This window comes from Kitasatospora sp. NPDC001540, assembly GCF_042894345.1.
Classification (GTDB): domain Bacteria; phylum Actinomycetota; class Actinomycetes; order Streptomycetales; family Streptomycetaceae; genus Kitasatospora; species Kitasatospora phosalacinea_C.
Map to the genome: position 1 here is coordinate 225,449 of NZ_JBIAVO010000003.1, position 18,874 is coordinate 244,322.

The following is an 18,874-nucleotide window of genomic DNA, read 5'->3' on the forward strand; positions in this document are numbered from 1 at the left end:
CGATCCTGTTTCACGTGGAACATCCGCCGACTTTCCGGCGGGCGGACGCCCCCCGCGCGCTCCCGCACCACCGATGTCCTCACCACTGCGGGGTCGTTGACCACCTCGGGAGGGAAGAACCACCTCGGACAACGGGAGGCTCCCATGCGAGAAGAGTTCACCGCCCTGCTGCTCGGACAGGTCGGCCAGCACGAAGGCCGCGACCCCGACGGCACCTGGAACAACCGCCAGCGCTACAGCACCGAGACCCCCGGACTGGAATGGTCCGACGGCCAGCCCTGGTGCGCCACCTTCGAGGCCTGGGCCGCCCACCGGGCCGGCATGGACGCCCTCTGGCCGATGACCGCCTCCTGCCTGGCCGCGGTCGCCTGGTGGCGCGAACGCGGCCGCTGGAGCGACTACCCCGTCCTCGGCGGCCCCTTCTACCTCGGCCCGGACGGCGGCACCCACACCGGCGTCGTCGTCGCCTACGACGCCGACACCATCAGCACGGTGGAGGCCAACACCAACGACAGCGGCGCCGCCGAGGGCGACGGCGTCTACCTCAAGTCCCGGCCGCGGCGCGGACCCGGGTCGCCGTACGGCTACGGCGTCCCGGCCTTCCCGGAGGGCACCGTCTCCGCCGACCCGGCGCTCGGCGGCGTCCCCGCGGCCCGGACGGCGGCCCAGGCGACCGCCCCCGCCGCCGGGGCGCCGCGCTGGCCGGGCCGCTACCTGCGGGTGAGCACCCCGATGCTGCACGGGGACGACGTGCTGATGTGGCAGCGGCGGATGGCCGCCCGCGGCTGGTCGATCACCGCGGACGGCTGGTACGGCCCCGCCTCCGCCCGGGTCTGCCGGGCCTTCCAGCAGCGCCACGGCCTCGCCGTGGACGGCGTGGTCGGCCCGGCCACCTGGGCCGCCGCCTGGTCCTGAACGCGCCGGAGGGCCGCCCCGCACGAAGCGGGACGGCCCTCCGGACGACGGGTCAGTGGTCAGGGACCAGAGACACCGAGCGCTCAGCGCTCGACCTCGCCGCGGATGAACTTCTCGACGTTCTCCTTGGCCTCGTCGTCGAAGTACTGCACCGGCGGGGACTTCATGAAGTACGAGGACGCGGAGAGGATCGGGCCGCCGATGCCGCGGTCCTTGGCGATCTTCGCGGCGCGCACGGCGTCGATGATGACACCGGCCGAGTTCGGGGAGTCCCAGACCTCGAGCTTGTACTCGAGGTTCAGCGGGACGTCGCCGAACGCGCGGCCCTCGAGGCGGACGTACGCCCACTTGCGGTCGTCGAGCCACGCGACGTAGTCGGACGGGCCGATGTGGACGTTCTTGGCGCCCAGCTCGCGGTCGCGGATCTGGGAGGTGACCGCCTGGGTCTTGGAGATCTTCTTGGACTCCAGGCGCTCGCGCTCGAGCATGTTCTTGAAGTCCATGTTGCCGCCGACGTTCAGCTGCATGGTGCGCTCGAGGACGACACCGCGGTCCTCGAAGAGCTTCGCCATCACGCGGTGCGTGATGGTGGCGCCGACCTGCGACTTGATGTCGTCGCCGACGATCGGGACACCGGCCTCGGTGAACTTGTCGGCCCACTCCTTGGTGCCGGCGATGAACACCGGGAGGGCGTTCACGAAGGCGACCTTGGCGTCGATGGCGCACTGGGCGTAGAACTTGGCGGCGTCCTCGGAGCCGACCGGCAGGTAGCAGACCAGGACGTCGACCTGGCGGTCCTTGAGGACCTGCACGACGTCGACCGGAGCCTCGTCGGACTCCTCGATGGTCTCGCGGTAGTACTTGCCGAGGCCGTCGAGGGTGTGGCCGCGCTGCACGGTGACACCGGTCGGCGGCACGTCGCAGATCTTGATGGTGTTGTTCTCGCTGTTGCCGATGGCGTCGGCCAGGTCGAAGCCGACCTTCTTGGCGTCCACGTCGAACGCGGCGACGAAGTCGACGTCCTTGACGTGGTAGTCGCCGAACTGGACGTGCATCAGGCCGGGGACCTTACCGGCCGGGTCGGCGTCCTTGTAGTACTCGACACCCTGCACCAGCGAGGCGGCGCAGTTGCCCACGCCGACGATGGCTACGCGAACCGAACCCATTCCGGTTGCTCCCTGAATCTCATGAGGTCCGCCGTGCTGCGGCGGCAACCTCGTTCCACATCTGTTCTTACTGTCTGATCGGGCGCACGGAGCGCCCGCGCCTCGCCGCGGGCGGCGGGGCCGGCGCGGTGGTGCAGCGCTCCGCTAGGAGCGCCCCGGGCGGTCGTACGGTGGCCCGGGCGGGTCGGAGGACCCGTCGGCCGGACCACGGCCGTCCGAAGTACTGGGGGACGCGGCGCTGCGTCCGGTCCGGGTGGCCCGCTCGGTCTCGATCAGCTCGTTGAGCCACCGGACCTCGCGTTCCACCGACTCCAGGCCGTGGCGCTGGAGTTCGAGGGTGTAGTCGTCGAAGCGTTCGCGGGTGCGGGAGATGGAGCTGCGCATCCGCTCCAGCCGCTCCTCCAACCGGCTGCGGCGGCCTTCCAGCACGCGCATCCGGACCGCCCGGTCGGTCTGGCCGAAGAAGGCGAAGCGGACGCCGAAGTGCTCGTCCTCCCAGGCGTCCGGGCCGGACTCGGCGAGCAGCTCCTCGAAGCGCTCCTTGCCCTCCGGGGAGAGCCGGTAGACGATCTTCGACCGCTTGCCGTTGAGGGCGGTGGCCGGGACGTACTCGACGTCCGGGTTGTCCTCCACCAGGAAGCCCTGGGCGACCAGGCTCTTCAGGCAGGGGTAGAGCGTTCCGTACGAGAAGGCCCGGAACGAGCCCAGCAGGACGTTGAGCCGCTTGCGCAGCTCGTACCCGTGCATGGGCGCGTCGTGGAGCAGGCCGAGGACGGCGAATTCGAGGACGCCGGAGCGTCGGCTCATACCGCCTTCCTCCTTCCGTGAGGGTTCCTGCTCGCCGGGTGCGGGCCCCGGTCCGGCAGTGTATGCCGAACCGATGTGTCGCGCCGATGTATCGGCTCGATATATCGGCAACAGTAACCCTGGGTCACGGAAGGAGCAAGAGGGGCACGCGTAACTGCGATCACAAGGCCCCTGGGCAACGGGCGTGTAATGAATCGCGGTCAGTTCGTCCCGGTTGGCTTCCAATGCCCGATTAGATGGCTTTTCGAGAGCCGTACTCTTTCGCCTGTGCACCCTGACCGAGGAGCTGCGGAGAGATGAGCGAACACCGGCGCAGGTCGGCCAACCCCGGAGGCGAGCAGCCGCCTCCGCGGCGGTCCGACTCCGGAAGGCCGTATGCGTACGGGAACCCGGTCGAGGGCGCTCCCGAGTACGGCCGCGGGGGTCCGGGCGGTCCGGGTCGTCCGGGCGGCGGGCAGCCCGGCCTGGGCCGGGCCGGTCGCCAGGTGCCCGGCCAGGGCGGCCCGGGCGGACCCGGTGGACGGCGCGCCGCGCGGGAGACCGCCGAGCAGCCCCGGCTGACCCGGGCGGAGATGCGCAAGCAGTCCCGCAAGGGCGGCGGTGGCGGCGACGGCGGCGGACCGCAGGGCGGCCGGGCCGCCGGGCGCAACGGCAGGCCGGGCAAGAAGCGGATGATCGACTACCCGCGGTTCGGCAAGACCGGCTTCCGGCGCTGGGTGCCGTCCTGGAAGCAGGTGCTGAGCCTGTTCCTGGTCTTCTTCGGCGGCAGCGTGGCCGCGGTCGGCCTCGCCTACGCGATGGTCCAGGTGCCGAACGAGAAGACCCCGCTGGAGATCCAGAGCAACGTCTACTACTGGGCCGACGGCAGCGAGATGGCCCGCACCGGCACCGAGAACCAGCAGCTGGTGGAGCTCTCGCAGATCAGCCGCCCCGCCCAGGACGCGGTCATCGCGGCGGAGAACGCCACCTTCCGCACCGACTCCGGCATCGACCCCAAGGGCATCGCCCGCGCCGTCTACAAGATGGCCACCGGCGGCGAGACCCAGGGCGGTTCGACCATCACCCAGCAGTACGTGAAGAACGTCTACCTCTCGCAGGACCAGACGCTCTCCCGGAAGGCCAAGGAGTTCTTCATCACCCTGAAGGTCAACGGTGAGAAGACCAAGGACCAGATCCTCGAGGGCTACCTGAACACCAGCTGGTTCGGCCGCGGCGCGACCGGCATCCAGGCGGCCGCGCAGGCGTACTACGGCGTCGACGCCAGCAAGGTCGACGTCTGCCAGGGCGCCATGCTGGCGGGCCTGCTGAAGGGCGCGGGCCTGTACGACCCCAGCCTGAGCAAGGCCAACCACGAGCGCATGGTGGGGCGCTGGAACTGGATCCTGGACCGGATGGTCACCACCAAGGTGCTGTCCGCCGAGGACCGGGCCAAGTGCAAGGACTTCCCCGAGCCGATCGACGCGCAGAAGGTCACCAAGACCACCGGCGAGATCACCTACCTGGTCCAGATGGCCAAGCAGTACGTCAGCGTCAAGGACCCGAGCATCACCCCGGCGGCCCTGGACCGCGGCGGCTACGAGATCCGCACCACCTTCCAGAAGGACAAGGTCGACGCCCTGAAGAAGGCCGTGGACGACTTCTCGGCGGCCACCCTGAAGCCGGACCGGGAGCAGGACAAGAACGTCCAGGTGGGCGCCGCCTCGGTGCTGCCGGGCGACGGGGCGATCGTGGCCGTCTACGGCGGCCCGGGCGCGGAGAACGGCCACTACAGCAACAACGCGGACGGCTCGGTCCTGGTCGGCTCGACCTTCAAGCCCTTCGTGCTGGCCGCCGCGATGGAGGACGGCGTCCTCACCAAGAACGGTCCGGACGGCAAGCCGGCCAAGATCAACCCGGACTCCCGCTACCTGGCCGACGACAAGGCGCAGATCTACCGCGCCGACGGCAGCAAGGCGATCGGCGACGACGGCCAGCCCTACCACCAGAAGAACAGCGACCCCGGCAACAAGGGGTACGTGACGCTGCGGACGGCCATGCAGTGGTCGTACAACGTGCCGTTCGTGCAGCTGGGCCAGGACGTCGGCGGCGACAAGGTCGTCGCGATGGCGGAGAACCTCGGGCTGCGCAAGGAGACCCTGGCAGGGGCCGACACGCTGACCCTGCCGCTGGGCACCTCGACGCCGAGCTCGATCCGGATGGCCTCGGCCTACTCGGTGTTCGCGGCGCACGGCCAGCAGCTCGACCCGTACTCGGTGACCTCGGTGAAGTTCCGCGGCAAGGAGCTGACGCAGTTCACCAAGCCGACGCCGAGGACGGCGCTGGACCCGCTGGTCGCCGACACCATCACCGACGTGCTGCAGAACGCGGCGAAGAACGGCACCGGCAGCAAGACCGCCGAGCTGGGCTTCCCGGTGGCCGGCAAGACCGGCACCACCGACCGCAGCGTCTCGGCCTGGTTCGTCGGCTACACGCCGAGCCTGTCCACCGCGGTCGGCATGTGGCGCGACGACGTGAACGACAAGGAGAAGAAGGAGCCGCTCACCCTGGAGGGCACCGGCGGCAAGAAGGAGGTGCACGGCGGCGACTACCCGGCGGACATCTTCACCCGTTACATGAAGGTGGTCGGCCCGGGCAACCCGCGCAACTTCACGCCGCCGTCCGGCACCTGGGGCGAGGAGGTCGACTCCTCCGGGGCCCCGGCCACCGCCTCGCCCTCGGCCTCGGCCTCCAGCTCCGAGACGCCCACGGCCCCGCCGACCGAGCAGGTGCCGAGCGAGACGCCCGACCCGTCGCCGTCCGCGTCCGACCGCCAGAGCGGCAAGCCCAGCGGGCGTCCGACCTCGCCGACCTCGTCCCCGTCGGGCTGCCTGATCCCGGCCCTGTGCCCGACCTCCAGCCCGAGCTCGGGGACGAACGGCGGGACGACCGGCGGCACGACCGGCGGGACGACCGGTGGCGGCGGCGGGGGCCGGAACGGCGGGACCACCGCCGGCACCACCACGCAGTAGCCGCCGCATCCCGGCGCAAACACCGCAGAGGGGCACGGATCGCGAGGGCGATCCCGTGCCCCTCTTCGATTGCACCGGACGGTGCGGCAGTATGTGCGCCATGACCTCCAGCCTTCGTGACGAGACCTCGCCGCCCGGCCCCGCACAGGCCGACGGTCCGCTGCCCAACACCGTGGTGGTGCCCGCGGACGAGGACCCGGTCGCGGAGGCGGGCAGCGAGCTGTTCGGCGGCCCGCCCGGGCGCCGGGCGCTGCTGGGGGTCTCCTGGTGGACGCCGGCCAAGTTCCTCGCGCTGGCGGTCATCGCGGTCTACGTGCTGGGTCTGTTCCAGAAGGCCCCGTGCTACACCGACGGCTGGTTCCACGGCGCCACCACCCAGTACACGAAGGCCTGTTACAGCGACATCCCGCACCTGTTCTCCGGTCGCGGCTTCGCCGACGGGCTGCACCCGTACCTGGACCCGATCCCGCAGGGCTCGCCGGACATGCAGTACCTGGAGTACCCGGTGCTGACCGGCCTGTTCATGCAGGTCGCGGCCTGGCTGACCACCCACAGCGGCGACCTGATGAGCCGTGAGCAGTGGTTCTGGATGGTCAACGCCGGGATGCTGATGATCTGCGCCGTGGTCGCGGTGGTCGCCACCTCCCGCACCCAGCGCCGCCGCCCGTGGGACGCGCTGCTGTTCGCCCTGGCCCCGGCCCTGGCGCTGAACGCCACCATCAACTGGGACCTGCTGGCGGTCGCCCTGGCCGCGGTGGCGATGGCCTACTGGTCGAACTCCAAGCCGGTCTGGGCGGGCGTCTTCATCGGGCTGGCCACCGCCGCCAAGCTCTACCCGGTGCTGCTGCTGGGCCCGCTGCTGGTGCTCTGCCTGCGGGCCGGCAAGTGGAAGGAGCTCGGCCAGGCGTTCGGCGGCGCGGCCGGCGCCTGGCTGGTGGTCAACCTGCCGATCATGCTGGCCAACTGGAAGGGCTGGGTGACCTTCTACAGCTTCAGCCAGACCCGCCGGGAGGACTACGGCTCGTTCTGGCTGATCCTGATGCAGGGCATCCGCAAGGGCAAGAACCTGGAGACCCTGAACACCTGGATCGCCGTCCTGCTGGTGCTCAGCTGCCTGGCGGTCGGCTGGCTCGCGATCAGCGCCCCGCGCCGCCCGCGCTTCGCCCAGCTCGCCTTCCTGGTGGTGGCGGCGTTCATCCTGACCAACAAGGTCTACTCGCCGCAGTACGTGCTCTGGCTGATCCCGCTGGCCGCGCTGGCCCGGCCGCGCTGGCGCGACTTCCTGATCTGGCAGGCCTGCGAGGTGCTGTACTTCCTCGGCGTCTGGTCGTACCTGGCCTACAACGGCGACGGCAAGCACCACGGCATCGACCAGCAGTGGTACCACTTCGCCATCGCCCTGCACCTGGTCGGCACCCTGTACGTCTGCTACGTGGTGGTCCGCGACATCCTGCAGCCCGACCACGACCCGGTCCGCTGGGACGGCAGCGACGACCCCTCGGGCGGCGTGCTGGACGGCGCCCCGGACCGGTTCGTGCTCGGCTCCGCCCGCGCCCTGCGCGAGCAGGAGACGTACGCGGCCTACGCCCCGGAGCGGGACTGGCTGAGCAAGGACCCGGAAGCGCTGGGCGAGGTGGAGCCGGGCGCCGGGGCCGGCCCCGAGCCGAAGCCCGCCGAGTAGCCGCAGCCCGCGCCCCGGACGCACCGGAGCCCGCCCGCCGTGGTCCGGCGGGCGGGCTCCGGCGTCGCGCGGCCCGGGCCCCTACCGCTCGACCACCCGGTCGAAGTGGGTGGTGGTGTGGCGGACGGTCAGCGCCAGCTCGTCGCCGATCGCGGGCGGCTTGAGCTCGCCGGGCAGGAACAGGATCGACACCTGCATGTGCGGCGGCTCGGCGAACCACAGCTGCTTGCCCTGCCAGGAGTACGGAGAGAGCGTCCGGTTGACGGTGGCCAGGCCGGCCCGGGCCAGCCCCCTGGCCCGCGGCAGCACCCCGTGCACGTACTTGGGCGCCTCCAGGCCGACGCCGTGCGCGGTGCCGCCGCCCACCACCAGCAGGTGGCCCTCGGAGGGGGCCTTGTGCTGCCGGTAGCCGTAGCGCTCGCCGCGGGCGACCGGGGTGACGTCCAGGACGGCGGCCCGGGAGGACAGCGCCTCCACGTCGCCCAGCCACAGCCGGGTGCCGATCCGGGAGCGGAACTCGGTGTCGGGGTGCCGCTCGGCCAGCCGCAGCCCGTCCTTGGCGGACAGGTGGCTGAGGTAGACGGTGGTGGTGGGCAGCCCGGCCCCGTCGATCGCCCGGACCAGCCGGTCCACCTCGTCCACCGGGTCGCTGCCGTCCGGCCGGTCCAGCGGCAGGTGCAGGGCGAAGCCCTCCACGGTCAGGTGGCGCACCGGCAGCCGGGGCAGCTCGCCGACCGCGACGCCGTGCCGCCGCATCGAGGTCATGCACTCGACCACGACCCGCGTCCCGGCGGGCAGCGCGGCCAGCGCCTCGGCGTGCGCGACGGTGCGCACCACCCGGCCGGCGGGCAGGTCGACCTCGGGCTCGCCGGGCCGGTGCGGGGTGAGCACCAGCAGGTCCCCGGGGAAGGCGTCGGCCACCGCGGCCGCCTCGTCCGTGCTGCCGACCGCCAGCATCGGGACGTCCAGCCGGGCCGCCTCGGCGGCCAGCCGGACGTTGCCGAAGCCGTAGCCGTTGCCCTTGGCGACCGGGACCAGCCCGGTGAACTCGGCCAGCAGTCCGCGCTGGTGCGCCCGCCAGCGGCCGGTGTCCACGTACATCGTCAAGGTCATGGCGTTCTCCCCGTGGTGTTCTTCAGGTGGCTCAACGACGCGACATGTAGAGGTCGAGCGCCTTGTGCAGCAGCTTGTTGAGCGGGTAGTCCCACTCGCCGAGGTACTCCGCGGCCTGGCCGCCGGTGCCGACCTTGAACTGGATCAGCCCGAACAGGTGGTCGTCCTCGTCCAGCGTGTCGCTGATCCCGCGCAGGTCGTAGACGCTCGCGCCGAGCGCGTAGGAGTCCCGGATCATCCGCCACTGGATCGCGTTGGACGGCTTGACCTCGCGCTTGTGGTTGGCGGAGGCGCCGTAGGAGTACCAGACGTGCTCGCCGACCACCAGCATCGTGGTCGCGGCCAGCGGCTCGCCCTCGTGGTAGGCGATGTAGAGCCGCATCCGGTTCGGGTCCTCGGCGGTGAGGGCCTGCCACATCCGCTGGAAGTAGGACAGCGGCCGGGGCGTGAAGTGGTCGCGCTCGGCGGTGACCACGTACAGCTTGTGGAAGACCGCGAGGTCCTCGTAGCCGCCCTGGACCACCTCGACGCCGCTCTTCTCGGCCTTCTTGATGTTGCGCCGCCACAGCTGGTTGAAGCCGCGCTGCACGTCGTCCAGCGAGCGGCCGCCGAGCGGCACCTGGAACACGTACCGGGGCTGGACGTCACCGAAGCCCGCGCCGCCGTCCTCGCCCTGCAGCCAGCCGGACCGGCGCAGCCGCTCGGCGGTCTCCAGGGCGCGCGGCTCGGCGAAGTCCGGGTCGAGGTCGCGCAGCCGCTTGGCCTGCTTGCCCGCGATGGCGTCCTTGATGGTGCTGGCCTCCCAGCGGCGGACCACCACCGGCGGGCCCATCTTCACCGAGAACGCGCCCTGCGACTTCAGGTGCGCCAGCATCGGCTTGAGCCAGCGGTCGAGGTCCTGGTCGAACCAGTCGATCACCGGGCCCTCCGGCAGGTACGCCAAGTACCGCTTCACCTTCGGCAGTTGGCGGTAGAGGACCAGCCCGGCGCCGACGATCGCGCCGGAGGCGTCGAACCATCCCAGGCTCTCCGCGCGCCACTCCGCCTTCACGTCCGCCCAGGAGGGCACCTGCATGTGGCTGGCCGAGGGCCGGCTCTCGATGAAGGCCAGGTGCTCCTCGCGCGTGATCGTCCGCAGTCGCAGGCTCATGCCGCGTGCTCCTCCTCGTCGGATCTACCCATGGTGACCCTATCGCCCGAATGGTCCGATTCGACCGGGAACCGACCCGACATGATGATGCCCCCCCGCACGCACCCGCTGGTACAGGTACTACGCCGGGAGGGCATCGGAGGTTGCGCGGCGGGCCGAAGGTTCACCCCCCGCCGCGCCCGGGGGTCACCACACGCCCCCGAACAGGCCGCCGTGCGCGACTCCGAGGAACAGGCCGAACGCGGCGGCGCCGGTGCCGATGACGACCGCGAAGCGCTCTGCGGTGGTCACCGAGACGAACAGCCCGGTCAGACCGGTGATCACGCCGATCAGACCGGTCCACGAGGTCAGGATGTGCAGGTTGTCGAAGAACGAGGTGACGAAGGCGACCACGCCGAGCAGGACGGTCACGCCGACCAGCGCGTTCTCCCGCGGGTGCGGGTGTCCGTCGGTGTTGAGGGTGAACTGCGGCCGGTGCTGCTGCCGCGGCCTGGGTGCGGCCTGTGCCATGGGACCCACCTCCTGGGGGAGGGAACGTTCGTTCTGTCCAGGTTGCGGCCGATGTGACCGAGATGACAACCCAGGTGGACAACTGTTTTGTCCGCCGGTCGGCTCACCCGGTAGGCTTGCCCCTCTGCACTGGTGTAGGGGCGTGCCCGCATGCCCGCAACCACCGGTGCCGACGCGCACAACCCTCCTGCCACGGAAACGCCGTGGCCGTTGAGTCCAAAGGAGGTGGGTTACACATGCGTCACTACGAGGTGATGGTCATCCTCGACCCCTCGGTCGAGGAGCGCGCTGTCTCCCCCCTGATCGAGAGCTTCCTCAACGTCGTCCGCACCAGCGGCGGCAAGGTTGAGAAGGTCGACACCTGGGGTCGTCGTCGCCTGGCGTACGAGATCAACAAGCAGTCCGAGGGCATCTACTCGGTCATCGACCTCAAGGCCACGCCCGAGGTCGTCAAGGAGCTCGACCGCCAGTTCAGCCTGAGCGAGTCGGTTCTGCGGACCAAGGTCCTGCGCCCGGACACCCACTGAGCCCACTCCCGGCGTCCGCGCCGGAGGGTTCACGTCCGGTGTTCCACGTGGAACACCGCTGACGAGCACCGCAGAACTTCTTTCCGAGAGGTCATCACCACATGGCAGGCGAGACCGTCATCACCCTCGTCGGCAACCTCGTCGACGACCCCGAGCTGCGCTTCACCCCTTCGGGTGCCGCGGTGGCCAAGTTCCGTATCGCGTCCACCCCGCGCACCTTCGACCGCCAGACCAACGAGTGGAAGGACGGCGAGAGCCTCTTCCTCACGTGCAACGTCTGGCGCCAGCCGGCGGAGAACGTGGCCGAGTCCCTGCAGCGCGGCATGCGCGTGATCGTGCAGGGCCGACTGCGCCAGCGGTCTTACGAGACCAAGGAGGGCGAGAAGCGGACGGTCTTCGAGGTCGAGGTCGATGAGGTCGGCCCGAGCCTGCGCTCGGCGACCGCCAAGGTCACCCGCGCCAACCGGACCGGCGGTCCGGGCGGTGGCGGCGGCTTCGGCGGCGGCCAGCAGGGTGGCGGCGGCTTCGCCGGCGGCAACCAGGGCGGCGGCGGCTGGGGTGGCAACTCCGGCGGCGGCAACCAGGGTCCGTCCGACGACCCGTGGGCGTCCAGCGCCCCCTCGTCCAACCAGGGCGGCGGCTGGGGTGGCAACTCCGGCGGCGGCTACTCGGAAGAGCCCCCGTTCTAAAGCGGTGCACGGCCGGGCCCCCGCGGGCCCGCCGATGCTGACAGATCTCGTACCTAACGGAGCACACAATGGCGAAGCCGCCTGCTCGCAAGCCGAAGAAGAAGGTTTGCGTCTTCTGCAAGGACAAGGCCACGTACGTGGACTACAAGGACACGAACCTGCTGCGGAAGTTCATCTCCGACCGCGGCAAGATCCGTGCCCGCCGGGTCACCGGCAACTGCACCCAGCACCAGCGTGACGTCGCCACGGCCGTGAAGAACAGCCGTGAGATGGCGCTGCTGCCCTACACCTCCACCACGCGCTAAGAGAGGGTGACCGAAGAATGAAGATCATCCTCACTCACGAGGTTCCCGGCCTCGGCAGCGCCGGCGAGGTCGTCGAGGTCAAGGACGGCTACGCCCGCAACTTCCTGGTCCCGCGCGGCTTCGCCATCCGCTGGACCAAGGGCGGTCAGAAGGACGTCGACGCCATCCGTCGCGCCCGGAAGATCCACGCCATCCAGACCCTGGAGGCGGCCAACGAGGTCAAGGCCAAGCTGGAGGGTCTCCAGGTCAAGCTGGCCGTCCGCTCCGGCGAGGCCGGCCGCCTGTTCGGCTCGGTGACCCAGGCCGACGTCGTGGAGGCCATCAAGGCCGCCAGCGGCCCGGCCGTGGACAAGCGCGCCGTCGCGATCGCCTCGCCGATCAAGACCGTGGGCAGTCACAAGGTCTCGGTCAAGCTGCACGCCGACGTCCAGGCCAACCTCGACGTCAACGTCGTCGCCGCCTGAGCGCAGCAGTAGCGCAAGTCCGGAGGGCCGGACCCCGTTCGCGGGGTCCGGCCCTCCGGCCGTTCCCCGCGCGGGCCGTCCCCCCGCGGTTCAGGACCGGACGGCGCCGGTGACCATCCAGTGGCCGGTGCGCACCCGGCCGACCAGGAACCCGGCCCGGGTCAGCATGAACAGGTTCATCGCCCACCACAGCCCGGCCAGCCCCAGGCCCAGCGCGGGCACCGCCAGCGCCGCCGGGACGAACACCAGCAGGGTGGCCAGCATCGCCCAGGCCAGGTAGCGGCCGTCGCCCGCGCCCATCAGCACGCCGTCCAGCACGAACACCAGCCCGCCCACCGGCTGGGTCAGCGCGGCCAGCAGCAGTGCCGCGGACAGCTGGTGCCGCACGGCCGGGTCGGAGCTGAACAGCGGGACGTACAGCGGCCGTCCCAGCACCATCAGCAGCCCGAACAGCACGCCCGCGCCCAGGCCCCACTCCACCATCCGCCGGGTCGCCGCCCGGGTGCCCGGCAGGTCGCCCGCGCCCAGGTAGCGGCCGATGATGGCCTGCCCGGCGATCGCCACCGCGTCCAGCGCGAAGGCGACGAAGGACCAGACGGTCATGGTGATCTGGTGGGCCGCGACCTCGGCGTCGCCCAGGTTCGCGGCCACCGCGGTGGCCAGCAGCAGCACCGCGCGCAGGCTCAGGGTGCGCACCAGCAGCGGGCCGCCGGCCCGGGCCGAGGCGCGGATGCCGGGGGCGTCCGGCCGCAGGGTGGCGCCCTCCCGGCGGGCGCCGCGGACCACCACCGCGACGTACACCGCGGCCATCGCGTTCTGGGCGATCACGGTGCCCCAGGCGGAGCCCGCCACGCCCAGGCCCGCGCCGTACACCAGGCCCAGGTTGAGCAGCAGGTTGGCGGTGAACCCGCCGATCGCCACCAGCAGCGGGGTGCGGGTGTCCTGGAAGCCGCGCAGCACGCCGGTGGCGGCCAGCACCAGCAGCATCGCGGGGACGCCGAGCGCGCTGATCCGCAGGTAGGTGACGGCGTGCGGGGCGGCGGTGGCGGAGGCGCCGAGCAGTCGGGCGGCCTGCGGGGCCAGCAGCAGGGTCAGCGCCACCACGCCGACCGAGAGCAGCAGTGCCAGCCAGATCCCGTCGACGCCCTGCTGCACGGCGGCCCGCCGGTCGCCCGCCCCGATCCGGCGGGCCACCGCGGCGGTGGTGGCGTACGCGAGGAAGGCGAACACGCCGACGACGGTGGTGAGCGCGGCGGAGGCGACGCCCAGGCCGGCGAGCTGGGCGGTGCCGAGGTGTCCGACGATCGCCGAGTCGGCCATCAGGAACAGCGGCTCGGCGACCAGGGCGCCGAAGGCCGGGACGGCCAGGGCGAGGATCTCCCGGTCGTGGCGGCGGCGCTCGGCGGCGGCGGGGGATCTGGCGGGCATGGGGTCAGCCTACTCATCCACAGGTAATGGGTACAGATGTATTTGGACTCTTACCCAGGCTGTGGACGGCGGATGTGTCGAACGCCTCTTCGGTGGAGGCCCCGGCCGTGTGAAGAATTTCTCATGCACAGGCTAAGTGGGGAGTAGTCGCAGGTCAGCGAGTTGACATCGGGCCGATAGGATGGTTATCCACAGGGTTGTGCACAGCTTTGGTGGAGTTCTCCACAGGCTCGGAGCGGTTATCCACATCCCCTGTGGATAACATCGCCCGTCGCGGCGGCCCCCGCGTAGCCTGGCGCGGGCCGGACCGGCGGCCGTTCGGGGTGACCCGCGCGGGGCGGCCGCTGTCGGCTCGGTACCGTAAGAAGGACAGGCGCCGAAGACGGTACGTCACCGGCCCGGCCCGTACCAACTTCGCACGCTCGCTGATCGGGGAACACGCGTGACCGGCCCCCAGTACGACGACCACGACGCCCCGCCGCCGGAGGACGACTGGCAGCCCTCCGACGACGCCTTCCCGCTGGACGCCTTCCCCGACGTCCCGGGCGACCGCCTGCCGGTCACCCGCCGCTCCGGCGGCCCGGCCGGGCGCGACGGCGGCTCCGGTGGCTCCGGCGGGTCGGGCGGCGGCTTCCAGCGGCGCGACGGCGGCAAGGGCGGCGACCGCTTCCCCGGCAAGGGCGAGCGCCGCGACCGGGACGGCGAGCGCGAGGGGGGCTTCGGCGGCGAGGGGTTCGAACGCGTCCCCCCGCAGGACCTCGCGGCCGAGCAGTCCGTGCTCGGCGGCATGCTGCTCTCCAAGGACGCCATCGCGGACGTCGTCGAGGTGCTCAAGCCCGCCGACTACTACCGCCCCGCCCACGAACTCATCCACGGCGCGATCCTCGACCTCTACGCCCGCGGCGAGCCCGCCGACCCGATCACCGTGGCCGGCGAACTCACCAAGCGCGGCGAGCTGGCCCGCGTCGGCGGCGCCTCCTACCTGCACACCCTGGTCAACTCCGTCCCCACCGCGGCCAACGCCGAGTACTACGCCGAGATCGTCCACGAACGCGCCGTCCTGCGCCGCCTGGTCGAGGCCGGCACCCGCATCGCGGGCATGGGCTACGCCGCCGAGGGCGACGTCGACGACATCGTCAACGCCGCCCAGGCCGAGATCTACGCCGTCACCGAGCAGCGCACCAACGAGGACTACGCCCCCCTCGCCGACATCATGGAGGGCGCCCTCGACGAGATCGAGGCCATCGGCTCCCGCTCCGGCCAGATGTCCGGCGTCCCCACCGGCTTCGCCGACTTCGACCAGCTCACCAACGGCCTCCACCCCGGTCAGATGATCGTCATCGCGGCCCGCCCGGCCATGGGAAAGTCAACGCTCGCACTGGACTTCGCGCGGGCGTGCTCGATCCACAACAACCTGCCGAGCGTGATCTTCTCGCTCGAAATGGGCCGCAACGAGATCGCCATGCGACTGCTGTCGGCGGAGGCGCGGGTGGCGCTGCACCACATGCGGTCCGGGAACATGACGGACGACGACTGGACGCGGGTGGCCCGGCGGATGCCGGAGGTCAGTGCGGCGCCGCTGTACATCGACGACTCGCCGAACCTGTCGATGATGGAGATCCGGGCCAAGTGCCGACGGCTCAAGCAGCGCAACGACCTGCGGCTGGTGGTCATCGACTACCTGCAGCTGATGCAGTCCGGCGGGTCGCGGCGGGCGGAGAGCCGGCAGCAGGAGGTCTCGGACATGTCCCGCAACCTCAAGCTGCTGGCGAAGGAGCTGGAGATCCCGGTGATCGCGCTCTCCCAGCTGAACCGCGGCCCCGAGCAGCGCACCGACAAGAAGCCGATGGTCTCCGACCTGCGCGAGTCCGGCTCGATCGAGCAGGACGCCGACATGGTCATCCTGCTGCACCGCGAGGACGCCTACGAGAAGGAGTCCCCCCGCGCGGGCGAGGCCGACCTGATCGTCGCCAAGCACCGCAACGGCCCGACCGCGACCATCACCGTGGCGTTCCAGGGCCACTACTCGCGCTTCGTCGACATGACCAGGGACGTGACCTGACGTCTGTAGGGTCTCAAATTTCGTGCCGGAATCTCACCGCCGATGTCGGATGGAAGTCGGATCCGACGTTGCGGTGAGACAGCGAAGTTCAGCGGGTCCTCGGGGGCTCAGATGAGGGCTTCCCGGGTTTGGCGCCTGGGACGGGGTCGCCAGTACAGGCGAAAATGACCAGGTCTGGGGTCGGCACGTCGTGGGAGGATCCGGCTCGGCCTACGAAGGGATTGCCTGCATGGGGGTCGACTACAGCTACGAGATCGTTGTTCCTCCTCGGAACGTCGCCCGCGCACTGACTGAGCTTGCCGAACTGGCGCCGAGGGCCGGTGGAGGGCCGCTGACCACGGTGACCCTGCCGGGGGGCGACCAGGTGCTCCTGCCGTTCACCTCGAACTTCAGGAACGAGCCGGTCGACTGCTCGGACGGCAGCACACTGCACCTCGATACCGCGATCATGTTCGGCGTCGACGACGACGCCATGCGTGAGTTCTCCGAGACCAGTCGAAGGGAACGCGACGAGCGCGGGAGGCTGGCGGTCGGATACATCTACCTTGCGGTCCAGTTCACGTCCTGGTGGCACCCCGGCTACGCGTCACTGCGCTTCACCGCGGCCACGACGGGCATGAGTCTGGCGTTCGAGCGGTCCGCGAGCATCCGGGAGGTGTTCACCGGACTCACCGCGGCGAGCGGCGGGGTGTGTTGCCTGCTCGACACCGAGACGGTCACCTGGCAGATCTGTTGGCTGAACGGTGAACCGATGCATGACACCGTCCCAGGTTCGCGTTTCGCCGGCCACCACGATCTGGTGGCTACCTGGCCCGCCCCGGAGGGGGTGCGCGGTGGGACCGCGGGCCGGACGGACTGGACGCGGACGGTCTCGGTGGCACCGGTGCCCACGCCATTGCTCGACAGTCGCGTCGGCAGCTCGACACAGCAATCGACACCGAACACTCAACCCGCCGACTGAAGCGCTCGGCCGTAGGAGTTGGCCAAACTTCGCTGAGACGCCGTCAATCGATGAGACGGGTCAAGCGGGTCGCGCCAGTGCCGTCGATCGGCAGGGCCGGCGATTACCGACACGCAGCTGAGACGCCGAGCGTCCGACACGACGTGAGACAGCGGGTGGACCCGCAGGTCACGGGATCGTCGTCCGACGCGAGCGGCGAGACCCTACGACGTCGGCCGGGTCGGCGTCAGGACGGCTTGGTGGTGCGGGTGGGGGGATTTGAACCCCCAGCCTGTCGCCTTGCATTCAGAGGCGGCTGCTCTGGACCGGTTGAGCTACACCCGCGGGCCCCGGCCGGACCGGGATCCGGTGGGTGGCGCCGTCCCGATTGTGCGGCACGGACGGTCGCCGGGCACCGGGTTTTCCGGCCGGGGCGGGCGGCGGGGTGCAGGGCGGTGGTGGCGGGCAGCAGGGTGGGGCCGTCGGGAGCGGGGGCGGGGCGGAGCGGGGTGCCGGGCGGGAAGAGGTAGGCGCGGTTGGCGCCGCCGTCGGCGAGCCAGCTGGCGCACATGCCGGGGTCGAAGTCGCAGAGGAAGACGGCGGCGGTGCCGTGGTCGAGCGGCAGGTGGGCGATGAACTGCAGGGGGCTGTCGCACTCGCGGCAGTGCGGCCACGCGAAGTCGGCGGGGGCGAGCGGGAGGCCGCCGGTGCGCGGGCCGGGCGCATCGGCGGCGCTGGGGCCGTCGTCCAGGAGCAGGTGCATGCGGGCAGGGTACGCAGGGGGTCGGACGCCGGTCAGAACCAGTGCAGGCAGTGCGGTTCGCGGTCGGAGCGGAACAGGGCGTCGGCGCGGGCCGGGACGTCGGCGCGGTGGGCGCGCAGGTGGCCGGCCCGGACCAGGGTGCTGGGGGCGGTGCCGCCGAGCAGGATCGAGCCGAGGTCGCTGACGTCGAGGGAGAGGTCGGGCGCGAGGTCGGTGGGGGTGCACTCGGCCCTGCCGTCGCGGACGGTCAGCAGGTGGCGGTGGCGCTCGCCGAGGAACGGGTCGTCGACGTCGAGGACGAGCGTGCCGTCGGTGCTCCAGCCGCGGGCGGTGAGCGCGCCCGGGACGTCCAGCACCCGGGCCCAGAGCCAGTCGGTGTGCTTGCCGGGCTGGGCGGCGTTGAAGTCGGCGAGCTGCCAGGGCAGCGGGCTGTCCGGCGGGACGTGCCGGAACACCACCTCCTGGACCAGGTCGTGGCCGAGCAGGTAGCGGACCAGGGCGGTGTACCCGGCGTCGGTCGCGGCGATCGTCTCGTCGACGACCAGGCTGCGCTTGTCCTCGATCGCGTAGCTGGCGTACCCGTCGGGCTCGCCGTCGGCGTTCCGGTGCAGGGCGACGTAGCGGGGCTTGGGGGCGACCGGGGGCTGGCCGGCGCCGCGGTCCCACCAGCGGTGCGGGCGGGAGACCGAGCCGGGGCGGGTGCGCCGGTAGCGGTCGTAGACCTGCTCCAGCAGCTCCACCGCCTTGTCGCGGTGCAGCAGTTCGACCGTCCCGGCGGGCTCGGCCCCGGCGCGCGGCGGGGTGAGGGCGGCCTTGTGCCGGGGGACGGTCAGCGCCCGGGTGTAGGTCGCGGGGCCGTAGCCGAAGCGCCGGTAGATCACCGACTCGGAGGCGAGCAGGACGGACAGCACCTCGCCGCGGGCCCGCAGGTCGGCGAGTTGACGGCGCATCATCGCGGTGAGCACGCCCTGCCGCCGGTGTGAGGGCAGCACGCCGACGGCCGTCACCCCGGAGACCGGGACGATCCGCCCGCCGGGGAGGGTCAGTTCGAAGGTGTACGCCCCGGCGGTGCCGATCGGCCGGCCGTCCGCGTCGCGGGCGAGCAGGCCGCGCTCCGGTTCGAAGGCCGACCACCAGACGCCGCCGCCGTCCTCGCCGGGCGGGTCGACGAACAGGCCGAACGCGGCGTGCATGGTCTCGACGAAGAGCTCGTGGTCCTGCTCGGTGGTGGGCCGGATGTCGATCAACTGCCGCTGCCTTCCCGGGGCGCCGTCGCTGCTGCGGATCAGTGCAGCCGCCTGGCGCGTGCACGGTCAAGTGGTTAAACGGGGCCGCCCGGGGGGTGG

The 18,874-nt window shown here is 71.3% G+C and carries 16 protein-coding genes and 1 tRNA gene; 9 read left to right on the forward strand and 8 right to left on the reverse strand.

The window, feature by feature from the left end; translation table 11 throughout:
• Positions 1-144 precede the first annotated feature (144 nt).
• Complete coding sequence (locus tag ACFY00_RS06215; protein WP_388027764.1) at positions 145-915, forward strand: peptidoglycan-binding protein; 771 nt, start codon at positions 145-147, stop codon at positions 913-915.
• 83 nt (positions 916-998) lie between these two features.
• On the opposite strand, the gene ACFY00_RS06220 is transcribed toward ACFY00_RS06215, so the two are convergent.
• Together ACFY00_RS06220 and ACFY00_RS06225 are read right to left on the reverse strand one after the other, a co-directional pair.
• Positions 999-2,081 (reverse strand): inositol-3-phosphate synthase, encoded by a 1,083-nt coding sequence (locus ACFY00_RS06220; protein WP_388027766.1) that lies wholly within the window; start codon positions 2,079-2,081, stop codon positions 999-1,001.
• Positions 2,082-2,225: 144 nt separating this feature from the next.
• Positions 2,226-2,888 (reverse strand): helix-turn-helix transcriptional regulator, encoded by a 663-nt coding sequence (locus ACFY00_RS06225; RefSeq protein ID WP_388027768.1) that lies wholly within the window; start codon positions 2,886-2,888, stop codon positions 2,226-2,228.
• Between the two features lie 572 nt (positions 2,889-3,460).
• On the opposite strand from ACFY00_RS06225, the gene ACFY00_RS06230 reads away from it, so the two are divergent.
• On the forward strand, positions 3,461-5,896 hold the full coding sequence (locus ACFY00_RS06230) for a transglycosylase domain-containing protein (protein WP_388027769.1): 2,436 nt from the start codon (positions 3,461-3,463) through the stop codon (positions 5,894-5,896).
• Positions 5,897-5,987: 91 nt separating this feature from the next.
• Entirely contained in the window at positions 5,988-7,577 is a 1,590-nt protein-coding gene (locus ACFY00_RS06235; protein ID WP_388027771.1) for a glycosyltransferase family 87 protein, read from the forward strand.
• An 81-nt stretch (positions 7,578-7,658) separates the two neighbouring features.
• On the opposite strand, the gene ACFY00_RS06240 is transcribed toward ACFY00_RS06235, so the two are convergent.
• The 3 genes from ACFY00_RS06240 to ACFY00_RS06250 form a co-directional block, all read right to left on the reverse strand.
• A complete protein-coding gene (locus tag ACFY00_RS06240; protein ID WP_388027773.1) occupies positions 7,659-8,690 on the reverse strand; it encodes an alanine racemase in 1,032 nt (343 codons plus the stop codon).
• Positions 8,691-8,721: 31 nt separating this feature from the next.
• On the reverse strand, positions 8,722-9,840 hold the full coding sequence (locus ACFY00_RS06245) for a lipid II:glycine glycyltransferase FemX (protein WP_388027776.1): 1,119 nt from the start codon (positions 9,838-9,840) through the stop codon (positions 8,722-8,724).
• Between the two features lie 186 nt (positions 9,841-10,026).
• Positions 10,027-10,350: a hypothetical protein gene (locus ACFY00_RS06250; RefSeq protein ID WP_388027778.1), complete on the reverse strand. Its 324-nt coding sequence runs from the start codon at positions 10,348-10,350 to the stop codon at positions 10,027-10,029.
• A gap of 236 nt (positions 10,351-10,586) precedes the next feature.
• Between ACFY00_RS06250 and rpsF the strand changes: the two genes are divergently transcribed.
• The 4 genes from rpsF (at position 10,587) to rplI (ending at position 12,335) form a co-directional block, all read left to right on the forward strand.
• The gene (rpsF, locus tag ACFY00_RS06255) at positions 10,587-10,877 is read left to right on the forward strand and encodes a 30S ribosomal protein S6 (protein ID WP_030457607.1); all 291 of its coding nucleotides are present in this window, start codon (positions 10,587-10,589) and stop codon (positions 10,875-10,877) included.
• Between the two features lie 101 nt (positions 10,878-10,978).
• Positions 10,979-11,566, forward strand: coding sequence for a single-stranded DNA-binding protein (locus tag ACFY00_RS06260; protein ID WP_388027779.1), 588 nt, complete (start codon positions 10,979-10,981; stop codon positions 11,564-11,566).
• A gap of 68 nt (positions 11,567-11,634) precedes the next feature.
• Positions 11,635-11,871 (forward strand): 30S ribosomal protein S18, encoded by a 237-nt coding sequence (gene rpsR / locus ACFY00_RS06265; RefSeq protein ID WP_030457605.1) that lies wholly within the window; start codon positions 11,635-11,637, stop codon positions 11,869-11,871.
• Between the two features lie 17 nt (positions 11,872-11,888).
• Positions 11,889-12,335: a 50S ribosomal protein L9 gene (gene rplI, locus ACFY00_RS06270; protein ID WP_285733940.1), complete on the forward strand. Its 447-nt coding sequence runs from the start codon at positions 11,889-11,891 to the stop codon at positions 12,333-12,335.
• A 90-nt stretch (positions 12,336-12,425) separates the two neighbouring features.
• Here the strand turns inward: rplI and ACFY00_RS06275 are convergent, their stop codons facing one another.
• Positions 12,426-13,763, reverse strand: coding sequence for an MATE family efflux transporter (locus ACFY00_RS06275; protein ID WP_388027781.1), 1,338 nt, complete (start codon positions 13,761-13,763; stop codon positions 12,426-12,428).
• A gap of 520 nt (positions 13,764-14,283) precedes the next feature.
• Here ACFY00_RS06275 and dnaB point away from each other — a divergent pair.
• Entirely contained in the window at positions 14,284-15,825 is a 1,542-nt protein-coding gene (gene dnaB, locus ACFY00_RS06280) for a replicative DNA helicase (RefSeq protein ID WP_388028021.1), read from the forward strand.
• A gap of 229 nt (positions 15,826-16,054) precedes the next feature.
• Complete coding sequence (locus ACFY00_RS06285) at positions 16,055-16,786, forward strand: hypothetical protein (protein ID WP_388027782.1); 732 nt, start codon at positions 16,055-16,057, stop codon at positions 16,784-16,786.
• A gap of 240 nt (positions 16,787-17,026) precedes the next feature.
• Here ACFY00_RS06285 and ACFY00_RS06290 read toward each other — a convergent pair.
• Together ACFY00_RS06290 and ACFY00_RS06295 are read right to left on the reverse strand one after the other, a co-directional pair.
• A tRNA-Gln gene (locus tag ACFY00_RS06290) sits at positions 17,027-17,110 on the reverse strand.
• Positions 17,111-17,560: 450 nt separating this feature from the next.
• Entirely contained in the window at positions 17,561-18,772 is a 1,212-nt protein-coding gene (locus ACFY00_RS06295; RefSeq protein WP_388028024.1) for a GNAT family N-acetyltransferase, read from the reverse strand.
• Positions 18,773-18,874: the final 102 nt, after the last annotated feature.

Bases quoted from the DNA above. Each gene is read 5' to 3' on its own strand.
- ACFY00_RS06285 (WP_388027782.1), top strand. From the start codon at position 16,055: ATGGGGGTCGACTACAGCTACGAGATCGTTGTTCCTCCTCGGAACGTC.
- rpsF (WP_030457607.1), top strand. From the start codon at position 10,587: ATGCGTCACTACGAGGTGATGGTCATCCTCGACCCCTCGGTCGAGGAG.
- ACFY00_RS06230 (WP_388027769.1), top strand. From the start codon at position 3,461: ATGCGCAAGCAGTCCCGCAAGGGCGGCGGTGGCGGCGACGGCGGCGGA.
- rpsR (WP_030457605.1), top strand. From the start codon at position 11,635: ATGGCGAAGCCGCCTGCTCGCAAGCCGAAGAAGAAGGTTTGCGTCTTC.
- ACFY00_RS06275 (WP_388027781.1), bottom strand. From the start codon at position 13,763: ATGCCCGCCAGATCCCCCGCCGCCGCCGAGCGCCGCCGCCACGACCGG.
- ACFY00_RS06225 (WP_388027768.1), bottom strand. From the start codon at position 2,888: ATGAGCCGACGCTCCGGCGTCCTCGAATTCGCCGTCCTCGGCCTGCTC.
- ACFY00_RS06220 (WP_388027766.1), bottom strand. From the start codon at position 2,081: ATGGGTTCGGTTCGCGTAGCCATCGTCGGCGTGGGCAACTGCGCCGCC.
- ACFY00_RS06215 (WP_388027764.1), top strand. From the start codon at position 145: ATGCGAGAAGAGTTCACCGCCCTGCTGCTCGGACAGGTCGGCCAGCAC.
- ACFY00_RS06240 (WP_388027773.1), bottom strand. From the start codon at position 8,690: ATGACCTTGACGATGTACGTGGACACCGGCCGCTGGCGGGCGCACCAG.
- ACFY00_RS06245 (WP_388027776.1), bottom strand. From the start codon at position 9,840: ATGAGCCTGCGACTGCGGACGATCACGCGCGAGGAGCACCTGGCCTTC.
- ACFY00_RS06250 (WP_388027778.1), bottom strand. From the start codon at position 10,350: ATGGCACAGGCCGCACCCAGGCCGCGGCAGCAGCACCGGCCGCAGTTC.
- ACFY00_RS06260 (WP_388027779.1), top strand. From the start codon at position 10,979: ATGGCAGGCGAGACCGTCATCACCCTCGTCGGCAACCTCGTCGACGAC.
- rplI (WP_285733940.1), top strand. From the start codon at position 11,889: ATGAAGATCATCCTCACTCACGAGGTTCCCGGCCTCGGCAGCGCCGGC.
- ACFY00_RS06235 (WP_388027771.1), top strand. From the start codon at position 5,988: ATGTGCGCCATGACCTCCAGCCTTCGTGACGAGACCTCGCCGCCCGGC.